The 23,688-nt window shown below is 72.5% G+C and carries 23 protein-coding genes; 7 read left to right on the top strand and 16 right to left on the bottom strand.

The features are described 5' to 3' along the window. Nucleotides 1-293: 293 nt before the first annotated feature. The 6 genes from whiA to uvrA all read right to left on the bottom strand — a co-directional run bounded on the left by whiA (nucleotide 294) and on the right by uvrA (nucleotide 9,105). A complete protein-coding gene (whiA, locus tag ACF1AK_RS23945; protein ID WP_209411690.1) occupies nucleotides 294-1,274 on the bottom strand; it encodes a DNA-binding protein WhiA in 981 nt (326 codons plus the stop codon). Then, nucleotides 1,265-2,338: a uridine diphosphate-N-acetylglucosamine-binding protein YvcK gene (gene yvcK, locus ACF1AK_RS23940; RefSeq protein WP_391500964.1), complete on the bottom strand. Its 1,074-nt coding sequence runs from the start codon at nucleotides 2,336-2,338 to the stop codon at nucleotides 1,265-1,267. Before yvcK ends, whiA begins: the two co-directional genes overlap by 10 nt. Before the next feature lie 138 nt (nucleotides 2,339-2,476). Beyond that, entirely contained in the window at nucleotides 2,477-3,307 is an 831-nt protein-coding gene (gene rapZ, locus ACF1AK_RS23935) for an RNase adapter RapZ (protein WP_350567636.1), read from the bottom strand. A 199-nt stretch (nucleotides 3,308-3,506) separates the two neighbouring features. Next, nucleotides 3,507-5,576, bottom strand: coding sequence for an excinuclease ABC subunit UvrC (uvrC, locus tag ACF1AK_RS23930; RefSeq protein WP_391500861.1), 2,070 nt, complete (start codon nucleotides 5,574-5,576; stop codon nucleotides 3,507-3,509). Nucleotides 5,577-5,627: 51 nt separating this feature from the next. Beyond that, a complete protein-coding gene (locus tag ACF1AK_RS23925) occupies nucleotides 5,628-6,062 on the bottom strand; it encodes a Rieske (2Fe-2S) protein (protein WP_391500860.1) in 435 nt (144 codons plus the stop codon). 112 nt (nucleotides 6,063-6,174) lie between these two features. Then, nucleotides 6,175-9,105, bottom strand: coding sequence for an excinuclease ABC subunit UvrA (gene uvrA, locus ACF1AK_RS23920; protein WP_391500859.1), 2,931 nt, complete (start codon nucleotides 9,103-9,105; stop codon nucleotides 6,175-6,177). 279 nt (nucleotides 9,106-9,384) lie between these two features. On the opposite strand from uvrA, the gene ACF1AK_RS23915 reads away from it, so the two are divergent. Together ACF1AK_RS23915 and ACF1AK_RS23910 are read left to right on the top strand one after the other, a co-directional pair. Continuing rightward, the gene (locus ACF1AK_RS23915; RefSeq protein WP_391500858.1) at nucleotides 9,385-10,131 is read left to right on the top strand and encodes a maleylpyruvate isomerase family mycothiol-dependent enzyme; all 747 of its coding nucleotides are present in this window, start codon (nucleotides 9,385-9,387) and stop codon (nucleotides 10,129-10,131) included. A gap of 57 nt (nucleotides 10,132-10,188) precedes the next feature. Further along, a complete protein-coding gene (locus ACF1AK_RS23910) occupies nucleotides 10,189-10,842 on the top strand; it encodes an MBL fold metallo-hydrolase (RefSeq protein WP_391500857.1) in 654 nt (217 codons plus the stop codon). Between the two features lie 42 nt (nucleotides 10,843-10,884). Here the strand turns inward: ACF1AK_RS23910 and ACF1AK_RS23905 are convergent, their stop codons facing one another. Beyond that, nucleotides 10,885-11,103: a hypothetical protein gene (locus ACF1AK_RS23905; protein WP_391500856.1), complete on the bottom strand. Its 219-nt coding sequence runs from the start codon at nucleotides 11,101-11,103 to the stop codon at nucleotides 10,885-10,887. Next, nucleotides 11,100-11,363, bottom strand: a complete 264-nt coding sequence (locus tag ACF1AK_RS23900) for a hypothetical protein (RefSeq protein WP_391500855.1) — start codon at nucleotides 11,361-11,363, stop codon at nucleotides 11,100-11,102. Before ACF1AK_RS23900 ends, ACF1AK_RS23905 begins: the two co-directional genes overlap by 4 nt. A 103-nt stretch (nucleotides 11,364-11,466) precedes the next feature. On the opposite strand from ACF1AK_RS23900, the gene ACF1AK_RS23895 reads away from it, so the two are divergent. Beyond that, nucleotides 11,467-12,216, top strand: a complete 750-nt coding sequence (locus ACF1AK_RS23895; protein ID WP_391500854.1) for a GntR family transcriptional regulator — start codon at nucleotides 11,467-11,469, stop codon at nucleotides 12,214-12,216. 93 nt (nucleotides 12,217-12,309) lie between these two features. Here ACF1AK_RS23895 and ACF1AK_RS23890 read toward each other — a convergent pair whose 3' ends face one another. From ACF1AK_RS23890 to zapE, 4 genes are all read right to left on the bottom strand, one after another. Continuing rightward, the gene (locus tag ACF1AK_RS23890) at nucleotides 12,310-13,302 is read right to left on the bottom strand and encodes a TerC family protein (RefSeq protein WP_391500853.1); all 993 of its coding nucleotides are present in this window, start codon (nucleotides 13,300-13,302) and stop codon (nucleotides 12,310-12,312) included. A gap of 229 nt (nucleotides 13,303-13,531) precedes the next feature. Beyond that, nucleotides 13,532-14,113, bottom strand: coding sequence for a TerD family protein (locus ACF1AK_RS23885; RefSeq protein WP_391500852.1), 582 nt, complete (start codon nucleotides 14,111-14,113; stop codon nucleotides 13,532-13,534). Between the two features lie 268 nt (nucleotides 14,114-14,381). After that, nucleotides 14,382-16,481, bottom strand: a complete 2,100-nt coding sequence (gene uvrB / locus ACF1AK_RS23880; protein WP_391500851.1) for an excinuclease ABC subunit UvrB — start codon at nucleotides 16,479-16,481, stop codon at nucleotides 14,382-14,384. A 36-nt stretch (nucleotides 16,482-16,517) separates the two neighbouring features. Further along, a complete protein-coding gene (zapE, locus tag ACF1AK_RS23875; RefSeq protein WP_391500850.1) occupies nucleotides 16,518-17,570 on the bottom strand; it encodes a cell division protein ZapE in 1,053 nt (350 codons plus the stop codon). Between the two features lie 64 nt (nucleotides 17,571-17,634). Between zapE and ACF1AK_RS23870 the strand changes: the two genes are divergently transcribed. From ACF1AK_RS23870 to msrB, 4 genes are all read left to right on the top strand, one after another. Then, nucleotides 17,635-18,402, top strand: a complete 768-nt coding sequence (locus ACF1AK_RS23870) for a pyrimidine reductase family protein (RefSeq protein WP_391500849.1) — start codon at nucleotides 17,635-17,637, stop codon at nucleotides 18,400-18,402. 141 nt (nucleotides 18,403-18,543) lie between these two features. After that, on the top strand, nucleotides 18,544-19,005 hold the full coding sequence (locus tag ACF1AK_RS23865; RefSeq protein ID WP_380288579.1) for an indole-3-glycerol phosphate synthase: 462 nt from the start codon (nucleotides 18,544-18,546) through the stop codon (nucleotides 19,003-19,005). Nucleotides 19,006-19,127: 122 nt separating this feature from the next. Next, nucleotides 19,128-20,531 (top strand): UDP-N-acetylmuramate--L-alanine ligase, encoded by a 1,404-nt coding sequence (murC, locus tag ACF1AK_RS23860; RefSeq protein ID WP_391500963.1) that lies wholly within the window; start codon nucleotides 19,128-19,130, stop codon nucleotides 20,529-20,531. 21 nt (nucleotides 20,532-20,552) lie between these two features. After that, complete coding sequence (gene msrB, locus ACF1AK_RS23855; RefSeq protein ID WP_391500848.1) at nucleotides 20,553-20,957, top strand: peptide-methionine (R)-S-oxide reductase MsrB; 405 nt, start codon at nucleotides 20,553-20,555, stop codon at nucleotides 20,955-20,957. Nucleotides 20,958-21,031: 74 nt separating this feature from the next. On the opposite strand, the gene ACF1AK_RS23850 is transcribed toward msrB, so the two are convergent. From ACF1AK_RS23850 to ACF1AK_RS23835, 4 genes are read right to left on the bottom strand one after another with little or no spacing between them, the layout of a single operon-like run. Beyond that, entirely contained in the window at nucleotides 21,032-22,264 is a 1,233-nt protein-coding gene (locus ACF1AK_RS23850; RefSeq protein ID WP_391500847.1) for a cytochrome P450, read from the bottom strand. Continuing rightward, the gene (locus tag ACF1AK_RS23845; protein WP_391500846.1) at nucleotides 22,261-22,896 is read right to left on the bottom strand and encodes an ATP/GTP-binding protein; all 636 of its coding nucleotides are present in this window, start codon (nucleotides 22,894-22,896) and stop codon (nucleotides 22,261-22,263) included. Before ACF1AK_RS23845 ends, ACF1AK_RS23850 begins: the two co-directional genes overlap by 4 nt. Next, the gene (locus tag ACF1AK_RS23840) at nucleotides 22,874-23,236 is read right to left on the bottom strand and encodes a DUF742 domain-containing protein (RefSeq protein WP_391500845.1); all 363 of its coding nucleotides are present in this window, start codon (nucleotides 23,234-23,236) and stop codon (nucleotides 22,874-22,876) included. Before ACF1AK_RS23840 ends, ACF1AK_RS23845 begins: the two co-directional genes overlap by 23 nt. Next, nucleotides 23,233-23,685 carry a roadblock/LC7 domain-containing protein gene (locus ACF1AK_RS23835; protein WP_391500844.1) on the bottom strand — a complete coding sequence of 151 codons (453 nt, stop codon included), beginning with the start codon at nucleotides 23,683-23,685 and terminating at the stop codon, nucleotides 23,233-23,235. The genes ACF1AK_RS23840 and ACF1AK_RS23835 overlap by 4 nt, the downstream gene beginning before the upstream one ends. Between the last annotated feature and the right edge of the window lie 3 nt (nucleotides 23,686-23,688).

The raw sequence follows: 23,688 nt of genomic DNA, 5'->3' as shown, positions 1-23,688 counted from the left end.
CGTTAGGTACGCCGGACGCTATGCCGACGGGGTGGAATTTTGGGATGTCCCCGACCGCCTATGACCCTACCCCTCCGAGGCCGGGTAGAGCACATCAGGCGCCCGCGCAACCCCTGGCGTGGCGCGTGTTCACAACAATTCCGGGTCGTCCGGCCTTGCTCTCCCGGGCAGTTGGTCCCGGCCCCGCGCGGGCCCGGGCGCGCGGCCCCGTCCCACCCCCCGGACACGGCTCCGCCGGTGCCCGCGCGAGCGGACACCGGCGGAGGGTTCGGCGGCGGGTGCGGCCGTCGGCGTCAGTTGAGCGCCATCTCGTCGGTGAGGTTGGCCTCGGTGCTCGGCAGGCCGAGCTCGGAGGCGCGCTTGTCGGCCATCGCCAGCAGCCGGCGGATCCGGCCGGCCACCGCGTCCTTGGTCAGCGGGGGGTCGGCGAGCGCGCCCAGTTCCTCCAGCGAGGCCTGCTTGTGCTGCATCCGCAGCTGGCCGGCGGCGGCCAGGTGCTCGGGCACCTCGTCGCCGAGGATCTCCAGCGCCCGCTGCACCCGGGCGCCGGCCGCCACCGCGGCCCGGGCCGAGCGGCGCAGGTTGGCGTCGTCGAAGTTGGCCAGCCGGTTGGCGGTGGCCCGCACCTCGCGGCGCATCCGGCGCTCCTCCCAGGCCAGCACCGACTCGTGCGCGCCGAGCCGGGTGAGCAGCGCGCCGATCGCGTCGCCGTCGCGGATCACCACCCGGTCGACCCCGCGCACCTCGCGGGCCTTGGCCGGGATGCCGAGCCGGCGGGCGGCGCCGACCAGGGCGAGGGCGGCCTCCGAGCCGGGGCAGGTGATCTCCAGCGAGGACGAGCGGCCGGGCTCGGTGAGCGAGCCGTGCGCCAGGAAGGCCCCGCGCCAGGCCGCCTCGGCGTCACAGGTGGCGCCGGAGACCACGGCCGGGGGCAGACCGCGGATCGGGCGCCCGCGGCCGTCCACGAGGCCGGTCTGGCGCGCGAGCAGCTCGCCGTCCTTGACCACCCGGACCACGTAGCGGCTGCCGCGCCGCAGGCCGCCGGGGGCCATCACGACCAGGTCCGAGGAGTGTCCGAAGATCTCCAGCAGGTCCTTGCGCAGCCGCCGCGCGGCCGCGCCGGTGTCGAGCTCCGCCTCGATCACGATCCGGCCGCTCACGATGTGCAGCCCGCCCGCGAATCGCAGGATCGCCGACACCTCCGCCTTGCGGCAGCAGGCCCGGGTGACCGGGAGCCGGCTGATTTCGTCCTTCACCGCTGGAGTCATCGCCATGGCCCGATCCTTCCATGTGTCCGGAAAATCCGGTCGTACGCCGCCGCCAAGAGCTCCGGGTCGTGTCGCGGCGTGCCGTCGGTGCGGGCCACCCGGCCGAGCACCAGGGCCGCCCCCATCCGCTCGGCGGCCTTCTCCAGTCCGGCCAGGTCCGCCTGGCCGAAGGCGCCGCCGGTGACGGCGCGCTCGTCCACCAGGATCGCATCCACCGCGAGGTCCGGAGCGTGGTCGGCGATGACCTCCAGGTGGCGCTGGGGGGTGAAGCCCTCCGTCTCGCCGGGCTGCGGGGCCAGGTTCAGGGTGAGCAGCCGGCGGGCGCGGGTCTCCACCAGCGCCTTCGCCAGCTCGGGCACCAGCAGGTGCGGCAGCACGCTGGTGAACCAGGAGCCGGGGCCGAGCACCACCCAGTCCGCCTCCCGGACGGCGGTGACCGCCTCCGGCACGGCGGGCGGCTCGGCCGGCAGCAGCCGCACGGACTGCACGGTGCCGGGGGTGACCGCGACGCTGGCCTGGCCGCGGACGGCGGCCAGCTCGGCCGGGCGGGCCGGGTCGTGGCCGCGGACCACGGCCTCGATGTCCAGCGGCACCGCCGACATCGGCAGCACCCGGCCCTGCACGTTGAGCAGCCGGCCGACCCAGTCCAGGGCGGCGACCGGGTCGCCGAGCTTCTCCCAGAGCGCGACGATCAGCAGGTTGCCGACGGCGTGGCCGCCCAGCTCTCCGGTGCCGGTGAAGCGCTGCTGGATCACCTCGGACCAGGTGCGGCCCCAGTCGTCGTCGCCGCAGAGCGCGGCGAGCGCCTTGCGCAGGTCCCCGGGGGGCAGCACGCCGAGCTCCTCGCGCAGCCGGCCGCTGGAACCGCCGTCGTCCGCGACGGTGACCACGGCCGTGAGGTCGGTGGTGAGCCGGCGCAGCGCCGAGAGCGAGGCGGACAGCCCCTGGCCGCCGCCGAGCGCGGTGATCCTCGGCGCCTGGTTGGTCCGGGCCGTCTGACTGGTCCGGGGGGCCGGGTGGGGACGGGCCGGGCCGGTGCGGGCCGCCCCGGACCGGGGCCGGCCGGTCACGGTGGACCGGGCCGGGGCCCCGTTCCGGTCGGCGGTCTTGTTCTGGAACTGCCGCCCGGGCACGTATCCCGTCACACCTACCTCGCGTTCCTGTTGCCCGCCGCCGGCCTCCGCCGGCGGCCCGGCAGGGCGCGGCGGCTACTCCCGTCCCATGTCACGGTGGACGAGCACCGTTTCCACTCCGTCCGCGATGAGACGCTTCGTCAGGCGCTCGGACATCGCGACGCTGCGGTGCTTGCCACCGGTGCAGCCTACGGCAAGGGTCATGTAACGCTTCCCCTCGCGGCGGTAGCCCTCGGTGACGATGCGCAGCAGCTCGGCGTAGCCGTTGAGGAACTCGTTGGCCCCGGGCTGCTGGAAGACGTAGTCGGCGACGTCCGCGTCGGTGCCGGTGCGGGCGCGGAGTTCGGGCACCCAGTGCGGGTTGGGCAGGAAGCGGCAGTCCACCACGAGGTCGGCGTCGACCGGCAGGCCGTACTTGAAGCCGAAGGACATCACGGTGGCGCGCAGCTCGGGCTCGTCGTGGTCGGCGAACTGGGCGTCGAGCTTGGCGCGCAGCTGGTGGACGTTGAGGTTGGAGGTGTCGATCACCAGGTCGGCCTCGCCGCGCAGCTCGCGCAGCAGGTCGCGCTCCTGGGCGATGCCGTCGACGATCCGGCCGTCGGCCTGGAGCGGGTGCGGGCGGCGCACGCTCTCGAAGCGGCGCACCAGCGCCTCGTCGGAGGAGTCCAGGAAGACGACGCGCAGCCGCACGCCGCGCTTCTCCAGCTCGTCCAGCGAGGTCAGCAGGTCGTCGAAGAACTGCCGGCCGCGGACATCCACGACGGCGCCGATCCGGGCGACGTTGCCCTGGGAGCGGGCGCCGAGGTCGACCATGGTCGGGATGAGGGCCGGCGGGAGGTTGTCCACCACGAACCAGCCCAGGTCCTCCAGGCACTTGGCGGCGGTGGAGCGGCCGGCCCCGGACATGCCGGAGATGATCACCAGCTCCGGGGTGTTCTCGCCGCCGGCCTCGGGCCTGGCGGTGCCCCCGTAATCGGACACGGTCACTTCGGTTCCCCGCTCTCGGTGGTTCTGCTGTGGAGAACGCGCGTCGCACGGGCATGCTTCCCCGGCTCACTCGGACGAGTGGGTCCGGGGCGCGCCGGCTGACGGGCGGCGTCGGCCGTCATGGCGTCTCCTGGATGGGTGCGGTCTCGGGCTCGGGCGCCGCGGGCGCCGGCTCGTCGGCGCCGTCCTCGATGATCTCGCCCGTGGCGGTGTTCACGGCGGGTGCGGCAGGTGTACGGGACGACAACGCCGCCGCAACGGTCTCCGCCGTCCGCCGGCCGATGCCGGGGACGGCGCAGAGTTCGTCGACGGTGGCCGCCCGGAGCTTCTTCAGCGAGCCGAAGTGCTTGAGCAGCGCCTGACGGCGAGTCTCGCCGAGGCCGGGGACGGAGTCCAGTTCTCCGGCGGTGAGTCGCTTGGAACGCTTGCCGCGCTGGTAGGTGATGGCGAAGCGGTGGGCCTCGTCGCGGACCCGCTGGAGCAGGTAGAGGCCCTCGCTGCTGCGCGGGAGCACGACCGGGTCGTCCTCGCCGGGCAGCCAGACCTCCTCCAGGCGCTTGGCCAGGCCGCACAGGGCGACGTCGTCGATGCCGAGTTCGTCCAGGGCCCGCCGGGCGGCGGCGACCTGGGGCTGCCCGCCGTCGACGACGAGCAGCTGCGGCGGGTAGGCGAAGCGCTTGGGGCGGCCGTCCTCGGTGCGCGGGCCGTCCTCGGGGTGCTGTCCGTCCCCGCTCTGCCGGTCGTCCTCCGGGCCCTCGGCCTGCTCGGGCACGGCCCACTCGCCGGTCTGCTCGCGCTCCTGGAGGTAGCGGCGGAAGCGGCGGCCGACCACCTCGTGCATCGAGCGGACGTCGTCCTGGCCCTCGAAGCCCTTGATCTGGAAGCGGCGGTACTCGCTCTTGCGGGCCAGGCCGTCCTCGAAGACCACCATGGAGGCGACCACGTCCTCGCCCTGGAGGTGGGAGATGTCGAAGCACTCGATGCGCAGCGGGACGCTGTCCAGGCCGAGCGCCTCGGCGATCTCCTGGAGGGCGCGGCTGCGGGTGGTGAGGTCGGAGGCGCGCTTGGTCTTGTGCAGCGCGAGCGCCTGCTGGGCGTTGCGCTGCACGGTGGCCATGAGGTCCTTCTTGTCGCCGCGCTGCGGGACGCGCAGGTCCACCTGGGCGCCGCGCAGGCCGCCCAGCCAGTCGCGGACCGGCTCGACGGGGTCGGGCAGGGCGGGCACGAGCACCTCGCGGGGGACGGACTCGGTGCCGCCGCCGTAGAGCTGCTGGAGGGCGTGCTCGACCAGGCCTGCGGTGTCGACGTCCTCGACCTTGTCGGTGACCCAGCCGCGCTGGCCGCGGACCCGGCCGCCGCGGACGTGGAAGATCTGGACGGCGGCCTCCAGTTCGTCCTCGGCGACGGCGAGCAGGTCCGCGTCGGTGGCGTCGGCGAGGACGATGGCGTTCTTCTCCATGGCCCGCTTGAGCGCGCCGATGTCGTCGCGCAGCCGGGCGGCCTTCTCGTACTCCAGGCCGGCCGCGGCCTCCTGCATCTCGGTCTCCAGCCGGCGCAGGTAGTTGCCGGTGCGCCCGGCCATGAAGTCGCAGAAGTCCTCGGCCAGGGCGCGGTGCTCCTCGGCCGAGACGCGGCCGACGCAGGGGGCGGCGCACTTGCCGATGTAGCCGAGCAGACAGGGGCGGCCGACCTGCCGGGCGCGCTTGAAGACGCCGTTGGAGCAGGTGCGGACGGGGAAGACGCGCAGCAGCAGGTCGACGGTCTCGCGGATCGCCCAGGCGTGGCCGTAGGGGCCGAAGTAGCGCACGCCCTTCTTGTGCGCGCCGCGCATCACCTGGACCCTCGGGTACTCCTCGTTGAGGGTGACGGCGAGTTCCGGATAGCTCTTGTCGTCGCGGTACTTGACGTTGAACCGGGGGTCGAACTCCTTGATCCAGGAGTACTCCAGCTGGAGCGCCTCGACCTCGGTGGCGACGACGGTCCACTCCACCGAGGCGGCGGTGGTGACCATGGTGGCGGTGCGCGGGTGCAGCCCGGCGAGGTCCTGGAAGTAGGAGGAGAGCCGGGGCCGCAGGCTCTTGGCCTTGCCGACGTAGATGACCCGCCCGTGGGCGTCGCGGAACTTGTAGACCCCGGGCGAGAGCGGGATGGCGCCCGGCGCCGGGCGGTAGGTGGACGGGTCAGCCATGGGTCCACCGTACCGACTCGGGCCGGGGGTGCGTGCGGGAGATCAACTGCTTCAGCGCGGGGTCACCTTGAGGTTGCCGCCCTCGACCTCCACGGCGTACTCGGGCAGCGGGGCGGGGGCCGGGCCGTCCAGCACGGCGCCGTCGGCGATGCCGAACAGGCTGCCGTGGCAGGGGCATTGGATCTTCTGGTTCCTGACCTGGTCGACGATGCAGCCGGCGTGGGTGCACTTGGCGCTGAACGCCTTGTACTGGCCCTCGGCGGGCTGGGTGACGACGATCTTCTTCTCGCGGTAGACGGTGCCGCCGCCGACCGGGACGGCCGAGGCGGGGCCGACGTCGACCGGGGTCCTGGCGGCGGAGCCGGAGTCGGAGGCGGACGAGGAGCAGCCGGTGACGGCGACGGCGCCGCCGGCGGCGAGGACGGCCGCGGCTCCGCAGAGCAGGGTGCGGCGGGTGGGGGCGGGGCTCTCGGGGGCCTCGGGCATGGGCTTCGCTCCTGGTCGCGCGGTGGCCTGCGGCTGCGGGCCGCCCGGCAGTCTATGCGGCCCGACGACGGCCGCCCCCGGTGCGTCCGGGGGCGGCCGTGGACGTGTCCTGCTACTTCTTCGCCGCGGCGGCCCGCTTGCGCGGAGCCCGGGCCTTGGCCGGGGCGGCCTTGACCGGGGCGTTGACCGGGGCGTCGGTGAACTCGCCCGGGAGGATGTCGCGCAGGAACTTGCCGGTGTGGCTCTCCGGAACGGCGGCGATCTCCTCGGGGGTGCCCTCGGCGACCACGCTGCCGCCGCCGGAGCCGCCCTCGGGGCCCATGTCGACGATCCAGTCGGCGGTCTTGATGACGTCGAGGTTGTGCTCGATGACGATGACTGTGTTGCCCTTGTCCACCAGGCCGGTGAGGACCTTGATCAGCTTGCTGATGTCCTCGAAGTGCAGACCGGTGGTGGGCTCGTCCAGCACGTAGACGGTCCGGCCGGTGGAGCGCTTCTGCAGCTCGGAGGCGAGCTTGACGCGCTGGGCCTCGCCGCCGGAGAGGGTCGGCGCAGACTGGCCGAGCCGGACGTAGCCGAGGCCGACGTCGTTGAGCGTCCGCAGGTGGCGGGCGATCGCCGGGACGGCCTCGAAGAAGCCGAGCGCCTCCTCGATCGGCATGTCCAGCACCTCGGCGATGGACTTGCCCTTGTAGTGGACCTCCAGCGTCTCCCGGTTGTACCGGGCGCCGTGGCAGACCTCGCACGGCACGTAGACGTCCGGCAGGAAGTTCATCTCGATCTTGATGGTGCCGTCGCCGGAGCAGTTCTCGCAGCGGCCGCCCTTGACGTTGAAGGAGAACCGGCCGGGCAGGTAGCCGCGGACCTTGGCCTCCTGGGTCTCCGCGAAGAGCCGCCGGACGTGGTCGAACACGCCGGTGTAGGTGGCCGGGTTGGAGCGCGGGGTGCGGCCGATCGGCGACTGGTCGACGTGCACCACCTTGTCCACCAGGTCGGTGCCGGTGATCCGGGTATGCCGGCCGGGCACCGTGCGGGCGCCGTTCAGCTCCCGGGCGAGGTGGGTGTAGAGGATGTCGTTGACCAGGGTGGACTTGCCCGAGCCGGAGACACCGGTGATCGCGGTGAAGGTGCCGAGCGGGAAGCCGACCGTGACGTCCTTCAGGTTGTGCTCGCGGGCGCCGTGCACGGTGAGCTGGCGCTTGCGGTCCCGGGCGCGCCGGGTGTCCGGGACCGGGATGGAGCGCTTGCCGGCGAGGTACTGGCCGGTGAGCGACTCCTTGTTGGCGAGCAGCTGCTTCAGCGAGCCGGAGTGCACCACCTTGCCGCCGTGCTCGCCGGCGCCGGGGCCGATGTCGACCACCCAGTCGGCCATCTTGATGGTGTCCTCGTCGTGCTCGACGACGATCAGCGTGTTGCCGATGTCACGCAGCCGCACGAGGGTCTCGATCAGCCGGTGGTTGTCGCGCTGGTGCAGGCCGATGGACGGCTCGTCCAGCACGTAGAGCACGCCGACCAGGCCGGAGCCGATCTGGGTGGCGAGCCGGATGCGCTGGGCCTCGCCGCCGGAGAGGGTGCCGGCCGCGCGGTCCAGCGACAGGTAGTCCAGGCCGACGTCGACCAGGAACCGCAGCCGCTCGTTGACCTCCTTGAGGACGCGCTCGGCGATCTGCTTGTCCCGGGCGTTGAGCTTCATCGCGCCGAGGAAGTCCGAGCAGTCGCTGATCGACATCGAGGAGACGTCGGCGATCGACCGGCCCTCGACGGTGACCGCGAGCACCACCGGCTTGAGCCGGGTGCCGCGGCAGGTCGGGCAGGGCACCTCGCGCATGTAGCCCTCGAAGCGCTCGCGGCTGGAGTCGCTCTCGGCCTCCTGGTGGCGGCGCTGGATGAACGGCACCGCGCCCTCGAAGCCGGTGCTGTAGGAGCGGTCGCGCCCGTACCGGTTGCGGTAGCGGACCTGCACCTGGTGCTTGTGCCCGTACAGCAGCGCCTTCCTGGCGCGGGCCGGCAGCCCGGCCCAGGGGATGTCGGTGCGGAAGCCCAGCTCTCCGGCGAGGGCGTCGATCAGCCGCTGGAAGTACTCCTTGGTGTGGCCGCCGGACCACGGGTGGATGGCGCCCTCGTCCAGCGAGCGCTCCTCGTCGGGCACCACCAGCTCCGGGTCCACCTCCATCCGGTTGCCGAGGCCGGAGCAGTCCGGGCAGGCGCCGAACGGCGAGTTGAAGGAGAACGAGCGCGGCTCCAGCTCCTCGAACGACACGTCGTCGTAGGGGCAGTAGAGGTGCTCGGAGTACATCCGCTCGCGCTCGGGGTCGTCCTCGGGGAGGTCGACGAAGTCGAGCACGACCATGCCGCCGCTCAGCCGCAGGGCGGTCTCCACCGAGTCGGTGAGCCGGCGCTTGGCGCTCTCCTTGACGGTGAGGCGGTCGATCACCACCTCGACGGTGTGCTTCTCCTGCTTCTTCAGCTTGGGCGGCTCGGCGAGCTGGACCGTCTCGCCGTCCACCCGGGCCCGGGCGTAGCCCTTGGACTGGAGGTCGGCGAAGAGGTCGACGAACTCGCCCTTGCGCTCGCGGACCACCGGGCTGAGGACCTGGAAACGGGTGCCCTCGGTGAGTTCGAGCACCTTGTCGACGATGGCCTGCGGGGACTGCTTGGCGATCGGGCGGCCGCAGTGCGGACAGTGCGGCTTGCCGATCCGGGCGAACAGCAGACGGAGGTAGTCGTAGACCTCGGTGATGGTGCCGACGGTCGACCGCGGGTTGCGGTTGGTGGACTTCTGGTCGATCGAGACGGCCGGGGAGAGGCCCTCGATGAAGTCCACGTCGGGCTTGTCCATCTGGCCGAGGAACTGGCGGGCGTAGGACGACAGCGACTCGACGTAGCGGCGCTGGCCCTCGGCGAAGATGGTGTCGAAGGCGAGCGAGGACTTGCCGGAGCCGGAGAGGCCCGTGAAGACGATGAGGGAGTCGCGGGGCAGGTCGAGCGAGACGTTCTTGAGATTGTGCTCGCGAGCACCGCGGACGATGAGGCGGTCGGCCACTGCTTCTGGCGCCTTTCTCCGGGGCGAGAGGGCTGGAACGAAAGGTGTACTTCTTCCAGGATGCGGCAGTCAGCCTACTAGCTCACGCGTTCGATTAACGACCATGTCCAGCCGGGTCCACCCGAACGAGTGAGGACGGCTCGCGAAGCCTTGACGCGCGGTCCGCGAAAGCCCCTGCTCAGCACCGGGGAACGACGGTAGCGTCACCCGCAGCGCCACACCCTCAACGAGCGGGGCCCCGCGCGGGCAACGCGCCGCCATCCACGGAAGGCCGATCCGATGACCGACCCGCAGTCCGCCGCCTCCGGAGCCGCCGCCCGCGCCGCGCGCTCCCTCGCGCTGGTCGAGGAGAGCACCCGGCACCTGCTGCACACCGTCGGCGAGCTCAAGCCCGACGCCGTCGCCGAGCCCTCCGCACTGCCGGGATGGACCCGCGGCCACGTCCTGGCCCACCTCGCCCGCAATGCCGACTCCCTGGTCAACCTGCTGGACGGCGCCCGCACCGGCACCGACATCCCGCAGTACCCGAGCGAGGAGGCCCGCGACCGGGGCATCGAGGAGGGCGCGCCCCGCCCGGCGGAGGTCCAGCTCGCCGACCTGCGCGCCACCGGCGGTCGCTTCGCCGCGGCCGCCGCGCTGCTGCCCGACGGGGCCTGGGCCGCCGAGGTCCGCCACCGCAGCGGCCACCTCTTCCCGGCCTACGAGATCCCCTGGAAGCGGCTGATGGAGGTCGAGTACCACCACGTCGACCTGGACGCCGGCTACACCCCCGCGCACTGGCCGGCCGAGTTCGCCTCCGCCGAGTTCCGCCGCCTGTCCGGCAAGCTGGCCGGCGCCGGCCTGCCCGCCGTCGAACTCTTCGCCGAGGACACCGCCGAGCGCGCGGTGATCGGCACCGGCACCCCCGCGCTGACCGTCGAGGGCCCGGTCCGCGCCCTGCTCGCCTGGCTCTCCGGCCGCGCCGACGGCGACGGCCTGCGCCGCACCCCCGACACCGCCCTGCCCGCCCTCCCCCCGCTGGGCTGAGCGGCCGCCAGGCGCGAAGATGACCTCGACCCTGTAGACCCGACAAGGAGCGGACGGATGACGTACCACGGAGCGGTCAAGGTCGGCGGACCGCCGGACGTGCGCGAGCTGGCGCATCTGATCATCACCAAGGTGGCGGTCGGCCCGTACGACAACAACGCCTACCTGCTGCGCTGCCGCGACACCGACGAGCAGCTGCTGATCGACGCGGCCGCGGACGCGCCGGTGCTGCTGGAGACGGTCGGCGAGAACCTGGCCACCGTGGTCACCACCCACCGGCACCGCGACCACTGGAGCGCCCTGGCCGAGGTGGTCGCCGCCACCGGCGCGCGCACCGCGGCCGGCGAGCACGACGCCGAGGGCATCGAGGTGCCCACCGCGCTGCCGCTCGCGGACGGCGACACCCTCACGGTGGGCCGCTGCGCGCTGACCGTCCGGCACCTGGTCGGCCACACGCCCGGGGCTGTCGTGCTGGTCTACGACGACCCGCAGGGCCACCCGCACGTGTTCACCGGGGACTGCCTCTTCCCGGGCGGGGTCGGCAACACCTGGGGCGACAAGGAGGCCTTCGCGAGCCTCTTCCGGGACGTCAACGAGAAGATCTTCGACGCCCTGCCGGACGAGGCCTGGGTCTACCCCGGCCACGGCAACGACACCACCCTCGGCGCCGAGCGCCCGCACCTGCCCGAGTGGCGCGAGCGCGGCTGGTGACGGAACCCGGGCCGGTCGGCTCCGCCCGGAGCCGACCGGCCCTCACGGCCCGCCGCCCGAGAGATGGCGGGCACAGGCACAACCCGCCGCCGTGCACAGACACACCAGCGCAACGGCCCCGGACACCTCGCGGATACCGCCGGGACAGGCCCAGTGCGCATCCAACTGGCACTCGGCACTGACGTAGCGCCCGGCCCTGGCCAGGTCGAAGCGGATCACGACGACGGCGGACGAGTCGGGCCGGCGGGTCACGGCGGTCACGACCACGCCCCCAGGTCCGCCACGGCGAAGTCCTCCAACTCCACCCAGACGATGATCTCGCCGGTGGCATCGGTGGAGCCCCACTCGCAGCCCGACCGCAGGATGTCGAGCACCTCGGCCCATTGGGTGGACGACGTGTCGGCCGGTGCGGTCGTCGAGAGCCGGACGCGGCCGGCCCTTCCCTTGGTGATTCGCACGGGAGCCCCGGCGGCCTGACCGAGAGTGGCCTTGAGCAGGCTCGTGCGCATGCTGATCTGCACCGACGCTCCCCTTATCGGAACGGTGAAATCGTATCGATAGAGTAGCGCCACGAGCGTTACGGTGTCAGCCGCAACGCACCATTCGGAGCGAGGAGGCCGAGGCGTGAGCGACACACCCTCTTACCTGCACGTCGCGGACGCATTGCGCGGCCACATCACCTCCCGGCGACTTCAGCCAGGCGATCGGATGCCGTCCATCAGTGCGCTCCAGCGCGAGCACGCAGTCTCGACAGGCGTGATCCAGCGGGCCTACGCCGTACTGATCGACGAAGGGCTCGTGCTTGCCCGCCCGGGCGCCGGCTATTACGTCAAATCCCAGGAGCCGCCGGCCGTCCTGGTCCGGCGCCAGCGTGTGGCGCCCGGCGACGGCTCCCCGACCGAGGCCGCCCTCGCGCGGCAGGGCGTGGCCGGCACGTGGCGGCACGAGTCGCAGCCTCGTGCCGCCGACATCCGGATCGCGGCCCGGCTGGAGATCCAGCCCGGCGATCCGGTGATGCACACCAGCTACGCCTACTTGGCCGACGGCGAGCCCGCTCAGCTCGCCGAGAGCTGGGAGCCCATGGCGATCACCGGCGGCAGTCTGATCGTCCTGCCGGAGGCCGGCTCGCACGCCGGTATCGGTGTCGCCGATCGCATGGCACTCATCGGCATCGACGTCGGCACTCCGGTCGAGCGGGTCACCGCCCGCCAGGCGACACGGGCCGAGGCCCAGAACCTCGGCATCGCACCGGCCGTGCCCGTCATGGCGATCGAGCGCACCTACTACGACCAGGCGACCGGCCGGCCGGTCGAGACCGCCGACATCGTGCTGCTCGGATCGCGCTGGATCGCCGAGTACGGTCAACGCCCGTAGTCCGCAGAGCACCGGCAGCGGACGCGGGAAAGAGGCGGGCCCGCGACCGCTGCTCGGTCGCGGGCCCGCCCCGGTACGGGGGGAGGTTTCCCGTCAGGCGTCCAGCTTCTGCGGCTCGTCCCGCTCGCCCGGCTCGGCCAGGGCGGCCCGCTTGGAGGCCATCAGGCTGGTCACGGTGGTGACGCCGAGGACGACCACGATGAAGCCCAGGGAGAACGGGATGCCGATCTCCGGCACGTGCACGCCCTGCTCGTGCAGCGCGTGCAGCACGAGCTTCACGCCGATGAAGCCGAGGATCACCGACAGGCCGTACGAGAGGTGGACCAGCTTCTTCAGCAGGCCGCCGATCAGGAAGTACAGCTGGCGCAGGCCCATCAGGGCGAAGGCGTTGGCGGTGAAGACGATGTACGGGTCCTGGGTCAGGCCGAAGATCGCCGGGATCGAGTCCAGCGCGAACAGGACGTCGGTGGTGCCGATCGCCAGCATGACGATCAGCATCGGCGTCATCAGCCGGCGGCCGTTCTCCCGGATGAAGAGCTTGGTGCCGTGGTACGTGTCGGTCGACGGGAAGCGCTTCTCGATCGACTTGAGGAGGCGGTTCTCCTCGAACTCCTCGTCCTCCTCGTCGGCCCGCGCCTCCTTGATCAGCTTCCACGCCGTCCAGATCAGGAAGCCGCCGAAGATGAAGAAGACCCAGGAGAACTGGGCGACCAGCGCGGCGCCGCCGGCGATGAAGACCGCGCGCAGCACCAGGGCGATGATCACACCGAACATCAGCACGCGCTGCTGGTAGATCCTGGGCACCGCGAACTTGCCCATGATCAGGATGAAGACGAAGAGGTTGTCGACGCTGAGCGACTTCTCGGTGATGTAGCCGGCGAAGAACTCACCGGCGGGCGTCGCGCCGGAGTGCCACCAGAGGAAACCGCCGAAGACCGCCGCCAGCACGATCCAGACGGTGGTCCAGATGCCGGCTTCCTTGATCGACACCTCGTGCGGCTTGCGGCCGCCGATGAAGAAATCGGCGGTGATCAGGGCCAGCAGCACCACAATGGTGCCGGCCCAGAGGCTTACGGAAACGTCCACTACTGCTCCTCCGGCAGGTAGGCGAGACAGTCATCGTCACTGCCGGAGGTCTCTTCCGCCCGTCGGGCGCACGACGGCGCGCCCGCGGACCAGCGCCCCGGGGCACCGCGACGGATGCCCGTGATGACGGGGACGGCTGCGTGGGAATACTCCCCTCCGCTGCAAGAAGGGTAACAGCATTCCCAAAGAAAGGTAAAGAAGGTAAAGGCCCGTCAGGGCTCCGCCTCGCTCAGAGGTAGGGCTCGATGGCCGGCAGCAGGTCCTGGAAGGTCCGCCCCTTGGCCGGAGCGCCGATCGCCTGCATCTCCCAGCCGCCGTTGCCGTCCCGGAACACCTTCGCCATGACCTGGCCGGTGTGCGGGCCGCCGCCGGTCAGCTCGTAGCGGGCCAGCTCCAGCCCGGTCGACTCGTCCACCAGCCGGCAGTGCGCGTTCTGCACCTCCGCGAAGGTCTGCCCGGTGTACGAGCTGACCGTGAACACCACCTGGGTGACCTGCGGCGGCACGTGCACCAGGTCCACCAGGATCGACTCGTCGTCCTCCCCCGCCCCCGCGCCGCCGACCAGGTTGTCCCCGGTGTGCCGGACGGAGCCGTCGGAGCTCTCCAGGTGCTGGAAGAACACCACGTCGGACGGGGTCCGCCCGGTGTACAGCAGCGCCGAGGCGTCCAGGTCGATCTGCCGGGTCCGGCTGCCGAACAGGCCCCTCCGGGGCGCCGCCTTCCAGCCCAGGCCCATCCGGACCACGGTGAGCGTCTCCCCCGGCCCCTTCTGCAGACTGACCCGCTGGCCCTTGGCAAGGTTCACCGACACGGCGCATGTCCTCTCTGCCCGGCCGCGCGGGAACCCCGCGCCGGCTCCACGGTGGAACACCCCGTTGCCGTCCCCCGGCTGAGGCCCCCTCTTCCGGCCGCCCCGTCCCCGGGCGGCCACCGCAGGCCAGCCTAGGGCCTGCGGTCGAACGCGCTGCCCGCCCTGTACCCGTTCGCGGCAGGGCCGAGACACCGCCGGGCCCGGCCGGGGACGGAACCGGCCACGCCCGGCGGGGCGCACGGGGGCTGCGGGGTGCAGCCGGGGACCGCTAGGCGATACCGGCCTCGCGCATCTGCCGCAGCTCCTTCTTCAGCTCCTTGACCTCGTCGCGCAGCCGGGCCGCCACCTCGAACTGGAGGTCCACCGCGGCGGCGTGCATCCGCTCCGTCATCGACTGGATCAGCTCGGCCAGCTCGGCCGCCGGCCGCGACTTCGCCGGCTTGCGCTCGGCGCCCAGCGCCGGCACCGGGGCCTTGCCGCCCTTCGCGCCGCCCGCGCCCCGGTAGCCGCTGGACAGCAGCTCGCCGGTGTCCACGTCCTCGCGGGCCAGGGTGTCCAGGATGTCGCCGATCTTCTTGCGCAGCGGCTGCGGGTCGATCCCGTGCTCCTTGTTGTACGCCTGCTGCACGGCCCGGCGGCGGTTGGTCTCCTCGATCGCCTTCTCCATCGCCGGGGTGATCCGGTCCGCGTACATGTGGACCTGGCCGGAGACGTTGCGGGCGGCACGGCCGATGGTCTGGATCAGGGAGGTGCCGGAGCGCAGGAAGCCCTCCTTGTCCGCGTCCAGGATCGCCACCAGGGAGACCTCCGGGAGGTCCAGGCCCTCGCGGAGCAGGTTGATGCCGACCAGCACGTCGTACTCACCGGCCCGCAGCTCGCGCAGCAGCTCCACCCGGCGCAGCGTGTCAATGTCGCTGTGCAGGTACCGCACCCGGATGTCCAGGCCGAGCATGTAGTCGGTGAGGTCCTCGGCCATCTTCTTGGTGAGCGTGGTGACCAGGACGCGCTCGTCCTTCTCCACCCGCTTGCGGACCTCGTGCACCAGGTCGTCGATCTGGCCCTCGGTCGGCTTGACGATCACCTCGGGGTCGATCAGGCCGGTCGGACGGATGATCTGCTCGACCTGGCCGTCGCCCCGGGAGAGCTCGTACGGGCCCGGGGTCGCCGACAGGTAGACGGTCTGGCCGATCCGCTCCAGGAACTCCTCCCACTTCAGCGGGCGGTTGTCCATCGCGGACGGCAGCCGGAAGCCGTGCTCGACCAGGGTGCGCTTGCGGGAGGCGTCGCCCTCGTACATCGCGCCGATCTGCGGGACGGTGACGTGCGACTCGTCGATCACCAGGAGGAAGTCGTCGGGGAAGTAGTCCAGCAGGGTGTTCGGCGGGGAGCCGGGCTCGCGGCCGTCGAAGTGCATCGAGTAGTTCTCCACGCCGGAGCAGGTGCCGATCTGGCGGAGCATCTCGATGTCGTAGGTGGTGCGCATCCGCAGCCGCTGGGCCTCCAGCAGCTTGCCCTGCTTCTCCAGCCGGGCGAGGGTCTCCTCCAGCTCCTTCTCGATGTCGTTGACCGCGCGCTCCATCCGCTCCGGGCCCGCCACGTAGTGCGAGGCCGGGAAGACGTGGACCGAGTCGTCCTGGCTGATGATCTCGCCGGTGAGCGGGTGCAGCGTGTACAGCGCCTCGATCTCGTCGCCGAACATCTCGATCCGGACGGCCAGCTCCTCGTAGACCGGGAAGATCTCGATGGTGTCGCCGCGCACCCGGAAGGTGCCGCGGGTGAAGGCGAGGTCGTTGCGGGTGTACTGGATGTCGACGAAGCGCCGCAGCAGGACGTCCCGGTCGATCTCCTCGCCGACCTTCAGCCGCACCATCCGGTCCACGTACTCCTGCGGGGTGCCGAGGCCGTAGATGCAGGAGACGGACGCGACCACGACCACGTCCCGGCGGGTGAGCAGCGAGTTGGTCGCCGAGTGGCGCAGCCGCTCGACCTCCTCGTTGATCGAGGAGTCCTTCTCGATGTAGGTGTCCGTCTGCGGGACGTACGCCTCGGGCTGGTAGTAGTCGTAGTACGAGACGAAGTACTCGACCGCGTTGTTCGGCAGCAGCTCGCGGAACTCGTTCGCCAGCTGCGCGGCCAGCGTCTTGTTCGGCGCCATCACCAGGGTGGGCCGCTGCAGCTTCTCGATCATCCAGGCCGTGGTGGCCGACTTGCCGGTACCGGTGGCGCCGAGCAGGACGACGTCCTTCTCCCCGCCCCGGATCCGCCGTTCCAGCTCCGCGATCGCCGCCGGCTGGTCGCCGTTGGGCCGGTAGGGACTGACGACCTCGAAGGGCGCCTCTGACCGCTCAATACTCGTGATGGGTCGCACGCCTCCACGGTACGACCCACCACCGACAACCGGGGACTACCGGGCGCTGTCCCGGGCGAGGGCGACGAGGCGGGAGACGGCGCGGAGGTACTTCTTGCGGTAGCCGCCGCGGAGCATCTCCTCGGGGAAGACCTGGTCGAAGGGGAGGCCGGAGGCGGTGACGGGCAGTTCGCGGTCGTACATGCGGTCGGCGAGGACGACCAGGCGCAGGGCGGTGGACTGGTCGTCGACCTGGTGCACGCCGCGCAGGCAGACGGCGGTGACGTCGTCCAGCAGGGCGCCGTAGCGGCTGGGGTGGACGGCGGAGAGGTGGGCGAGCAGGGCGTCGAAGTCGTCGAGGGAGGCGCCCGGGGTGCGGGCGGCGACGGCCTCGACCTCGGTGGCCGGGTAGGGCGGCGGGGCGTCCGGCAGACCGCGGTGGCGGTAGTCCTGGCCGTCGATCCGCATCGGGCGGAAGTGCGCGGACAGGCCCTGGATCTCGCGGAGGAAGTCGGCGGCGGCGAAGCGGCCCTCGCCGAGCTTCTCGGGCAGGGTGTTGGAGGTGGCGCAGAGCTTGACGCCGTTCTCCACCAGGCGGCCGAGCAGGGTGGAGACCAGGACGGTGTCGCCCGGGTCGTCGAGCTCGAACTCGTCGATGCAGAGCAGCGTGTGCCCGGACAGGGTCTGCACGGCCTGCTGGAAGCCGAGCGCGCCGACCAGGTTGGTCAGCTCGACGAAGGTGCCGAAGGCCTTGGGGCCGGGGGCGGCGTGCCAGAGCGAGGCGAGCAGGTGGGTCTTGCCGACGCCGTAGCCGCCGTCGAGGTAGATGCCGGCCGGGCCGGCCGGGGCCGGGGCGCTGCGGCGGAACCAGCTGCGCTTGGGCGCCGAACCGTTTCCGCTGTTGAGCGTGCCGGCGAACTGCTCCAGGACCTGCACGGCCTCGTACTGACTGGGCTGGGCCTGGTCCGGGATGTACGTCCCGAAGCTCACGTCGGAGAAGCGCGGCGGCGGCACCATCTCGGCGACCAGGCGCTCGGCGGGTACGACGGGACGCCGGGAGGTGAGGGCTATCGGCTCGGTCGCGGTGGCGGGGCGGGAAGCTGCGGGCACGGTGATAAAGGGTACGCCTGCCCGCACGGGCCCCGGGACCTGCACCCGGTGGAACACTGGGGGCATGCAACAGCTGATCAGCCCGGTGACGGAGACCTTCGACGATCCGAGTTCGCTCGCGGCGCTGGCCGCCGTCTACGCGTACCCCGGGCAGGTGAACCGGGGGCGGCCCTGGCTGCGGGCCAACATGGTGGCGGGGCTGGACGGCGGGGCCCGGCTGGACGGGCTCTCCGAGGGCCTCTCCGGCGACGCCGACAAGCGGATCTTCGGTGTGCTGCGGGCGCTGTCGGACGTGGTGCTGGTGGGCGCCGAGACGGTGCGCGCGGAGGGCTACCGGCCGGCCCGGGCGCGGGCCGACTTCGCCGAGGCGCGCCGGGCGGCCGGGCAGGCCCCGGCGCCGGCGATCGCGGTGGTCAGCCGCTCGCTCGGGCTGGACCTCTCGGCGCCGCTGTTCACCGAGCCGCTGGTGCGCACGGTGGTGATCACCACCGAGGACGCGCCGGTGCACAGCCTGGCGGCGGTCACCGAGGTGGCCGACGTGATCGCGGTGGGCCGGGGCTCGGTGGACCTGCGGGCGGCGGTCGCGGCACTGGCCGACCGGGGCTGGACCCGCCTGCTGACCGAGGGCGGGCCCCGGCTGCTGGGGCAGCTGGCCGCCGAGGACCTGCTGGACGAGCTGTGCCTGTCGCTGGCACCGCTGCTCACGGGCGGCGACGCGCCGCGCATCCTGCACGACGCGCGGATGCCCGACGTGCAGCGGATGCGGCTGGTCTCATTGGTCGAGGAGAAAGGATTCCTCTTCACCCGCTACCTGCGTCCGGCCGCCCCCTGATCTCCGGAACGTGATCCCGCTCCCACTCCGGGCGTCCCCCGCGTGGCCCGTGTGCCGGGTGGGGAGCGTGCGGAAAGCTTCCGCCGGGCAGTATGGGAAGCGAAACCGGAGCCCGGGGGCCGGTGACTGGAAGGGACTCACGTGTTCAAGACGGTACTGATGATCGAGAAGGCGCTCTCCGACGCGGACGTGGAGCTGGTCACCACGCTCCACAGCGAGGAGAAGGTGTCCTTCGTCGTCCTGATGCAGCCGCGCGGCAAGCAGGACGAGCTGCTGCGGGCGCTGGACGACGTCGCCCTCGGCCACCTGGACAAGGTGGTGCGCGAGCACGACGAGTCCGAGAGCGGGCCGACGCTCGCCACCGAGTCGCTGGAGCACAGCCTGCGCCACCTGCGGCAGGCCGGGGCCGAGGCGGTCGGCGAGCTGGTCGAGGAGAAGCCGCTGGACCGGCTGCGCGCCGTGGTCGAGGAGCACCAGGCCGACGAGGTGGTGGTGCTCACCTCGCCGCACTTCGTGGAGGAGTTCTTCCACCGCGACTGGGCCTCCCAGGCCCGCCACAAGGTGGGCGTCCCGGTGCTGCGGCTGTTCGCCAGCGACTCCTGAACAAGCCCCGGCGTGGTGCAGAATCGTCCTTGCGGTCCGGCCGCGAGGACGATTCGCACGTCGTCCGCCTCCCCTGATCCCCGTCCGTACGGAGCCCCGCCTTGAACGACGCCGCGCACGACCTGCACGCCCCGCACTTCATCGGCATCGGTGGCGCCGGGATGTCCGGCCTGGCGAAGATCCTCGCGGTGCGCGGGGCCAGCGTCTCCGGCAGTGACGCCAAGGAGTCCGAGACCGTCCGCGCGCTGCGCGCCCTCGGGGCCAGCGTGCACATCGGGCACGCCGCCGAGCACGTGCCGGACGGCGCGAGCAGCATCGTCGTCTCCAGCGCCATCCGCTCCGACAACCCGGAGCTGGCCGCCGCCCGCGAGCGCGGCATCCCGGTGGTGCACCGCTCCGACGCGCTCGCCGCGCTGATGGGCGGGCGCCGGGCGCTGGCCGTGGCCGGCACCCACGGCAAGACCACCACCACCAGCATGCTCGCGGTCGCCCTCGGCGAGCTGGGCCTGGAGCCGTCCTACGCGATCGGCGGCGACCTCGACGCACCGGGCTCCAACGCCCACCACGGCGCCGGCGAGATCTTCGTCGCCGAGGCCGACGAGAGCGACCGCAGCTTCCACAAGTACGCGCCCGAGGTGGCGATCGTGCTCAACGTGGAGCTGGACCACCACGCCAACTACGCCTCGATCGACGAGATCCACGAGTCCTTCGAGACCTTCGTCGGCCGGATCGTGCCCGGCGGCACCCTGGTCGTCTCCGCCGACCACGACGGCGCCCGCGAGCTGACCGCCCGGGTGGCCGGCCGGGCCGGCCTGAACGTGGTCACCGTCGGCGCCGCCGAGGACGCCGGCCTGCGCATCCTGTCGGTCGTCCCGCACGGCATGACCAGCGAGGTCACCGTGCTGCTGGACGGCGAGGAGCTGACCTTCACCGTCTCGGTGCCCGGCCGGCACTACGCCCACAACGCGGTCGCCGCGCTGGCCGCCGGCGTGGCGCTGGGCGTCCCGGCCGCCGACCTGGCCAAGGCGCTCGGCGCCTACACCGGGGTGCGCCGCCGGCTCCAGCTCAAGGGCGAGGCGGGCGGCGTCCAGGTGATCGACTCCTACGCCCACCACCCGACCGAGATGACCGCCGACCTGGAGGCGATCCGGGAGGCCGCCGAGGGGCGGGTCCTGGTCGTCTTCCAGCCGCACCTGTTCAGCCGCACCCAGCAGCTCGCCGAGGAGATGGGCGCCGCGCTGGCGCTGGCCGACGCCTCCGTGGTGCTCGACATCTACCCGGCCCGCGAGGACCCGATCCCGGGGGTCACCAGCGAGCTGATCATCGACGCGGCCCGCCGCGCCGGTGCCGAGGTCACCGCCGAGCACGACTTCGCCGCCGCCCCCGCGGTGCTGGCCGGCCTGGCCCGCCCGGGCGATCTGCTGCTCACCATGGGCGCGGGTGACGTCACCGACCTGGGCGAGGCCATCCTGGAACAATTGGAGAGGGGCCTGGAGCGCCTCGCGAACGTTGCCACCAACGTCTGAGTCCCCCGACCGGGAGCCGTCATGAGCTACGAGATCGAGAAGACCGACGCCGAATGGCGTGCCGAGCTCACCCCGGAGGAGTACCACGTCCTCCGGGAGGCCGGCACCGAGCGCCCGTTCACCGGCGAGTACACCGACACCAAGACCGTCGGCGTCTACGCCTGCCGGGCCTGCGGCGCCGAGCTGTTCAGCTCCGAGACCAAGTTCGACAGCCACTGCGGCTGGCCGTCCTACTACGCGCCGCTGGCCGGGGACCGCGTCCAGTACATCGAGGACACCTCGCTCGGCATGCGCCGGGTCGAGGTCCGGTGCGCCCGCTGCGGCGGCCACCTGGGCCACGTCTTCGAGGGCGAGGGCTACGGCACGCCGACCGACCAGCGCTACTGCATCAACTCGGTCTCGCTCACGCTGAGGCCGGCGGAGTGACGAGGAGCGCGTGAACGCGTGAACGCGTGAACGCGTGAAGGGCCCGGGCATCCGTGGGGTGCCCGGGCCCCGCGCTATCCGCCGGCCGGGGTGAAGCGGACCGGGAGGCGGACCAGGGCGCGGTGGAAGGGGCCGGGGCGCCAGTGGAGGGTGTCCGCGGGCTCGGCGAGTTCGAGGTCGCCGATCCGGCTGGTCAGCTGCTCGATCGCGGTGATCGCGATCAGCAGGGCCGGGTCGCGGGCCGGGCAGGCGTGCGGGCCGGCCGCCCAGGCCAGGTGGGCGGACTCGCCGCTGCGCACGCCGGCGGTGTCCGCGCCGTCGGCGGTGGCGGCGGGCGGGGCGGCCTGGGAGTTGGCGGCCGCGTAGGAGACCAGGACCAGCGAGCCCGCCGGGATGGCGCGGCCGTGGAGGGTGACGTCGACCCGCGGGTAGTGGGCGGAGAGGTTGGCGAGCGGCGGCTCGTGCCAGAGCACCTCGTCGATCGCCTGATGCGCCGTCATCGCCCCGCCGAACAGCGAGCCCGCGTAGCGGGCGTCGGTGAGCAGGCGCAGCAGCGCGTTGCCGATGAGGTTGGTGGTCGGCTCGTTGCCGGCGATCATGGTCAGGGTGATCTGCCGGACCACCTCGTCGTTGTCCAGCCCCGCCGGGTGGGTGAGGAACCACGAGGTCAGGTCGTGCCGGGGGCGCTCGCGGCGCTCGGCGACCATGGCGGTGACCACCTCGACGAGGTCCGTGTACGCGGCCACCGCCTGCCGGGTGGACTCGATCGAGCCGACGATGCCGGCCACCAGGCGTTCCCGGTGCTCCTCGGGCACGCCGAAGCCGGTGGTGAGGACGTGGACGGGCAGCCGGCGGGCGTAGTCGGCGATGAGGTCGGCGGAGCCGCTCCGCGCGAAGGCGTCGATCAGCCGGTGGGCGACCTCGGCGACCCGGCGCTGCAGCTGGTGCGGCTCCAGCAGCGCCAGGCCGTCGGTGATCACCTGCCGGTAGCGGGCGTGCGTGGCGCCGTCGCTGAACAGGGCGGTCGGCCGGTAGCCGAGCACCGGCAGCAGCGGGGAGTCCGCCGGGACGGTCCGCTGCCAGGCGCGGGAGTCCTTGGAGAACGTGTCGGTGTCGCGCAGCAGGTCGAGGGCGGCCTGGTAGTCGGTGACCAGCAGGGCCGCGACGCCGGGCGCGATCTCCACCTCGGCGACCGGGCCCTGCCGGCGCAGCCGCTCGTAGACGGCCTGCGGATCGGCGGCGAAGGCGGGGCCGTGCAGGGCGGCCGGGGGGTGCGCGGCCGGGGGGTGCGCGGGGGTGGTGGTCATGGCTGCTCCGGGGCGGACGCGGGGAGGCCGTGCAGGACGTGCTCGGTGAGTGCGATCAGGGCGTCCAGGCTGGAGCCGCGTTCCCGGGCGTCGCAGAGCACCAGCGGGGTGCTCGGGTGCAGGTCGAGGTGGCTGCGCAGGACGGCGGCCGGGTGGACCGGCGAGTCGGGGAAGCGGTTGACGGCGACCGCGTAGGGCAGTCCCTGCTCCTCGACCATGTCCATGATCTCGAAGGAGTCGGCGAGCCGGCGGGTGTCCGCCAGCACGAGGGCGCCGATGGCGCCGCGCGCGATGTCCTGCCAGAGCGGGAAGAACCGCCGCTGGCCGGGGGTGCCGAACATGTAGAGCACCACCTCGCCGGGCAGGGTGAGCCGGCCGAAGTCGACGGCGACCGTGGTGGTGGTCTTGCCGGGCAGCCCGGCGACGTCGTCGACCGGGGCGCCGGTCTCGGTCATCGCCTCCTCGGTGTGCAGGGTCGGGATCTCCGAGAGGGTGCGGATGAAGGTGGTCTTGCCGACCCCGAACGGGCCGGCCACCACCAGCTTCATCAGGGTCTGTTCGGGGTCGGGCAGGTAGCCCACCCGGTCCGGCCGCCCCGGACCGGACGGGTTACCGGAGAGTGCGGAGTCCAACGAGGAGCCTCTCGACGAGGGAGCGGTCGGTCTGCTGGGCGCGGGGGATCGGCGCGCGGGCGCGCAGGCAGCCCGCCTCGACCAGATCGGCCGCGAGGAAGACCGTGGCGCTGACCGGCAGCCGCAGGTGCGCGGCGGCCTCCACCACGGTGAGCGCGCCGGGTCGTAAGAGGTCCCAGAGCCGGCGGTGCTCCGCCTCCAGCCCGGCGAGCGCGGGCGGCTGCCCGTCGCCGGCCACGAACAGCACGGTGAGCCGTTCGAAGCCGTCGGCGCCCGGGCGGGTCCGGCCGCCGGTGGCCAGGTAGGCGGGCACCATCCGCCTGCGGGGGGTGGCGGTCATGACCGCGCGGGGGCGTCCTGCCGCCTGGCCGGGCTCGCCAGTGCCCGGCCCAGCGCGGCGACCTGGACCTGCATCTGGTAGGCGACGTTGCCGAGCTGGGCGTCGGGGGTGGTGAACACCGCGAGCGAGGTGTTCTCGCCGGCCGGGACGACGACCGCGAAGCCCAGCTCGGACTCCACGACGGTCTGGGCCAGCCGGGGCTGCTCGGCGTCGGTGAAGGCGGTGGTGAACGCCCGGGCGGCGGCGTGCACGGTGGCGGTCATCGCGGCGACCCGCTCGGCGGAGGCGCGGGCGAGGCCGTCCGAGGCGGCCTCCACCAGGCCGTCGCCGGTGGCGACCACCGCGTGCACCACGCCCGGCAGTTCCAGGAGCGGGGTCAGCACCCAGGCGATCCCGTCGGTCTCGGTCGGGCTGGGCGTGGTGCTGGTGGGGCTGGGCGTGCTGCTCACAGC

The sequence above is a fragment of the Kitasatospora sp. NPDC015120 genome (assembly GCF_043080305.1).
Classification (GTDB): domain Bacteria; phylum Actinomycetota; class Actinomycetes; order Streptomycetales; family Streptomycetaceae; genus Kitasatospora.
This window is presented reverse-complemented; position numbering and strand designations above follow the sequence as displayed.

Excerpts from the sequence above, each read along its gene's own strand:
- ACF1AK_RS23840 (WP_391500845.1), bottom strand. The coding sequence starts at position 23,236 with ATGACCGCCACCCCCCGCAGGCGGATGGTGCCCGCCTACCTGGCCACC.
- uvrC (WP_391500861.1), bottom strand. The coding sequence starts at position 5,576 with ATGGCTGACCCGTCCACCTACCGCCCGGCGCCGGGCGCCATCCCGCTC.
- msrB (WP_391500848.1), top strand. The coding sequence starts at position 20,553 with ATGAGCTACGAGATCGAGAAGACCGACGCCGAATGGCGTGCCGAGCTC.
- ACF1AK_RS23915 (WP_391500858.1), top strand. The coding sequence starts at position 9,385 with ATGACCGACCCGCAGTCCGCCGCCTCCGGAGCCGCCGCCCGCGCCGCG.
- ACF1AK_RS23910 (WP_391500857.1), top strand. The coding sequence starts at position 10,189 with ATGACGTACCACGGAGCGGTCAAGGTCGGCGGACCGCCGGACGTGCGC.
- ACF1AK_RS23850 (WP_391500847.1), bottom strand. The coding sequence starts at position 22,264 with ATGACCACCACCCCCGCGCACCCCCCGGCCGCGCACCCCCCGGCCGCC.
- ACF1AK_RS23870 (WP_391500849.1), top strand. The coding sequence starts at position 17,635 with ATGCAACAGCTGATCAGCCCGGTGACGGAGACCTTCGACGATCCGAGT.
- rapZ (WP_350567636.1), bottom strand. The coding sequence starts at position 3,307 with ATGTCCGGGGCCGGCCGCTCCACCGCCGCCAAGTGCCTGGAGGACCTG.
- ACF1AK_RS23925 (WP_391500860.1), bottom strand. The coding sequence starts at position 6,062 with ATGCCCGAGGCCCCCGAGAGCCCCGCCCCCACCCGCCGCACCCTGCTC.
- whiA (WP_209411690.1), bottom strand. The coding sequence starts at position 1,274 with ATGGCGATGACTCCAGCGGTGAAGGACGAAATCAGCCGGCTCCCGGTC.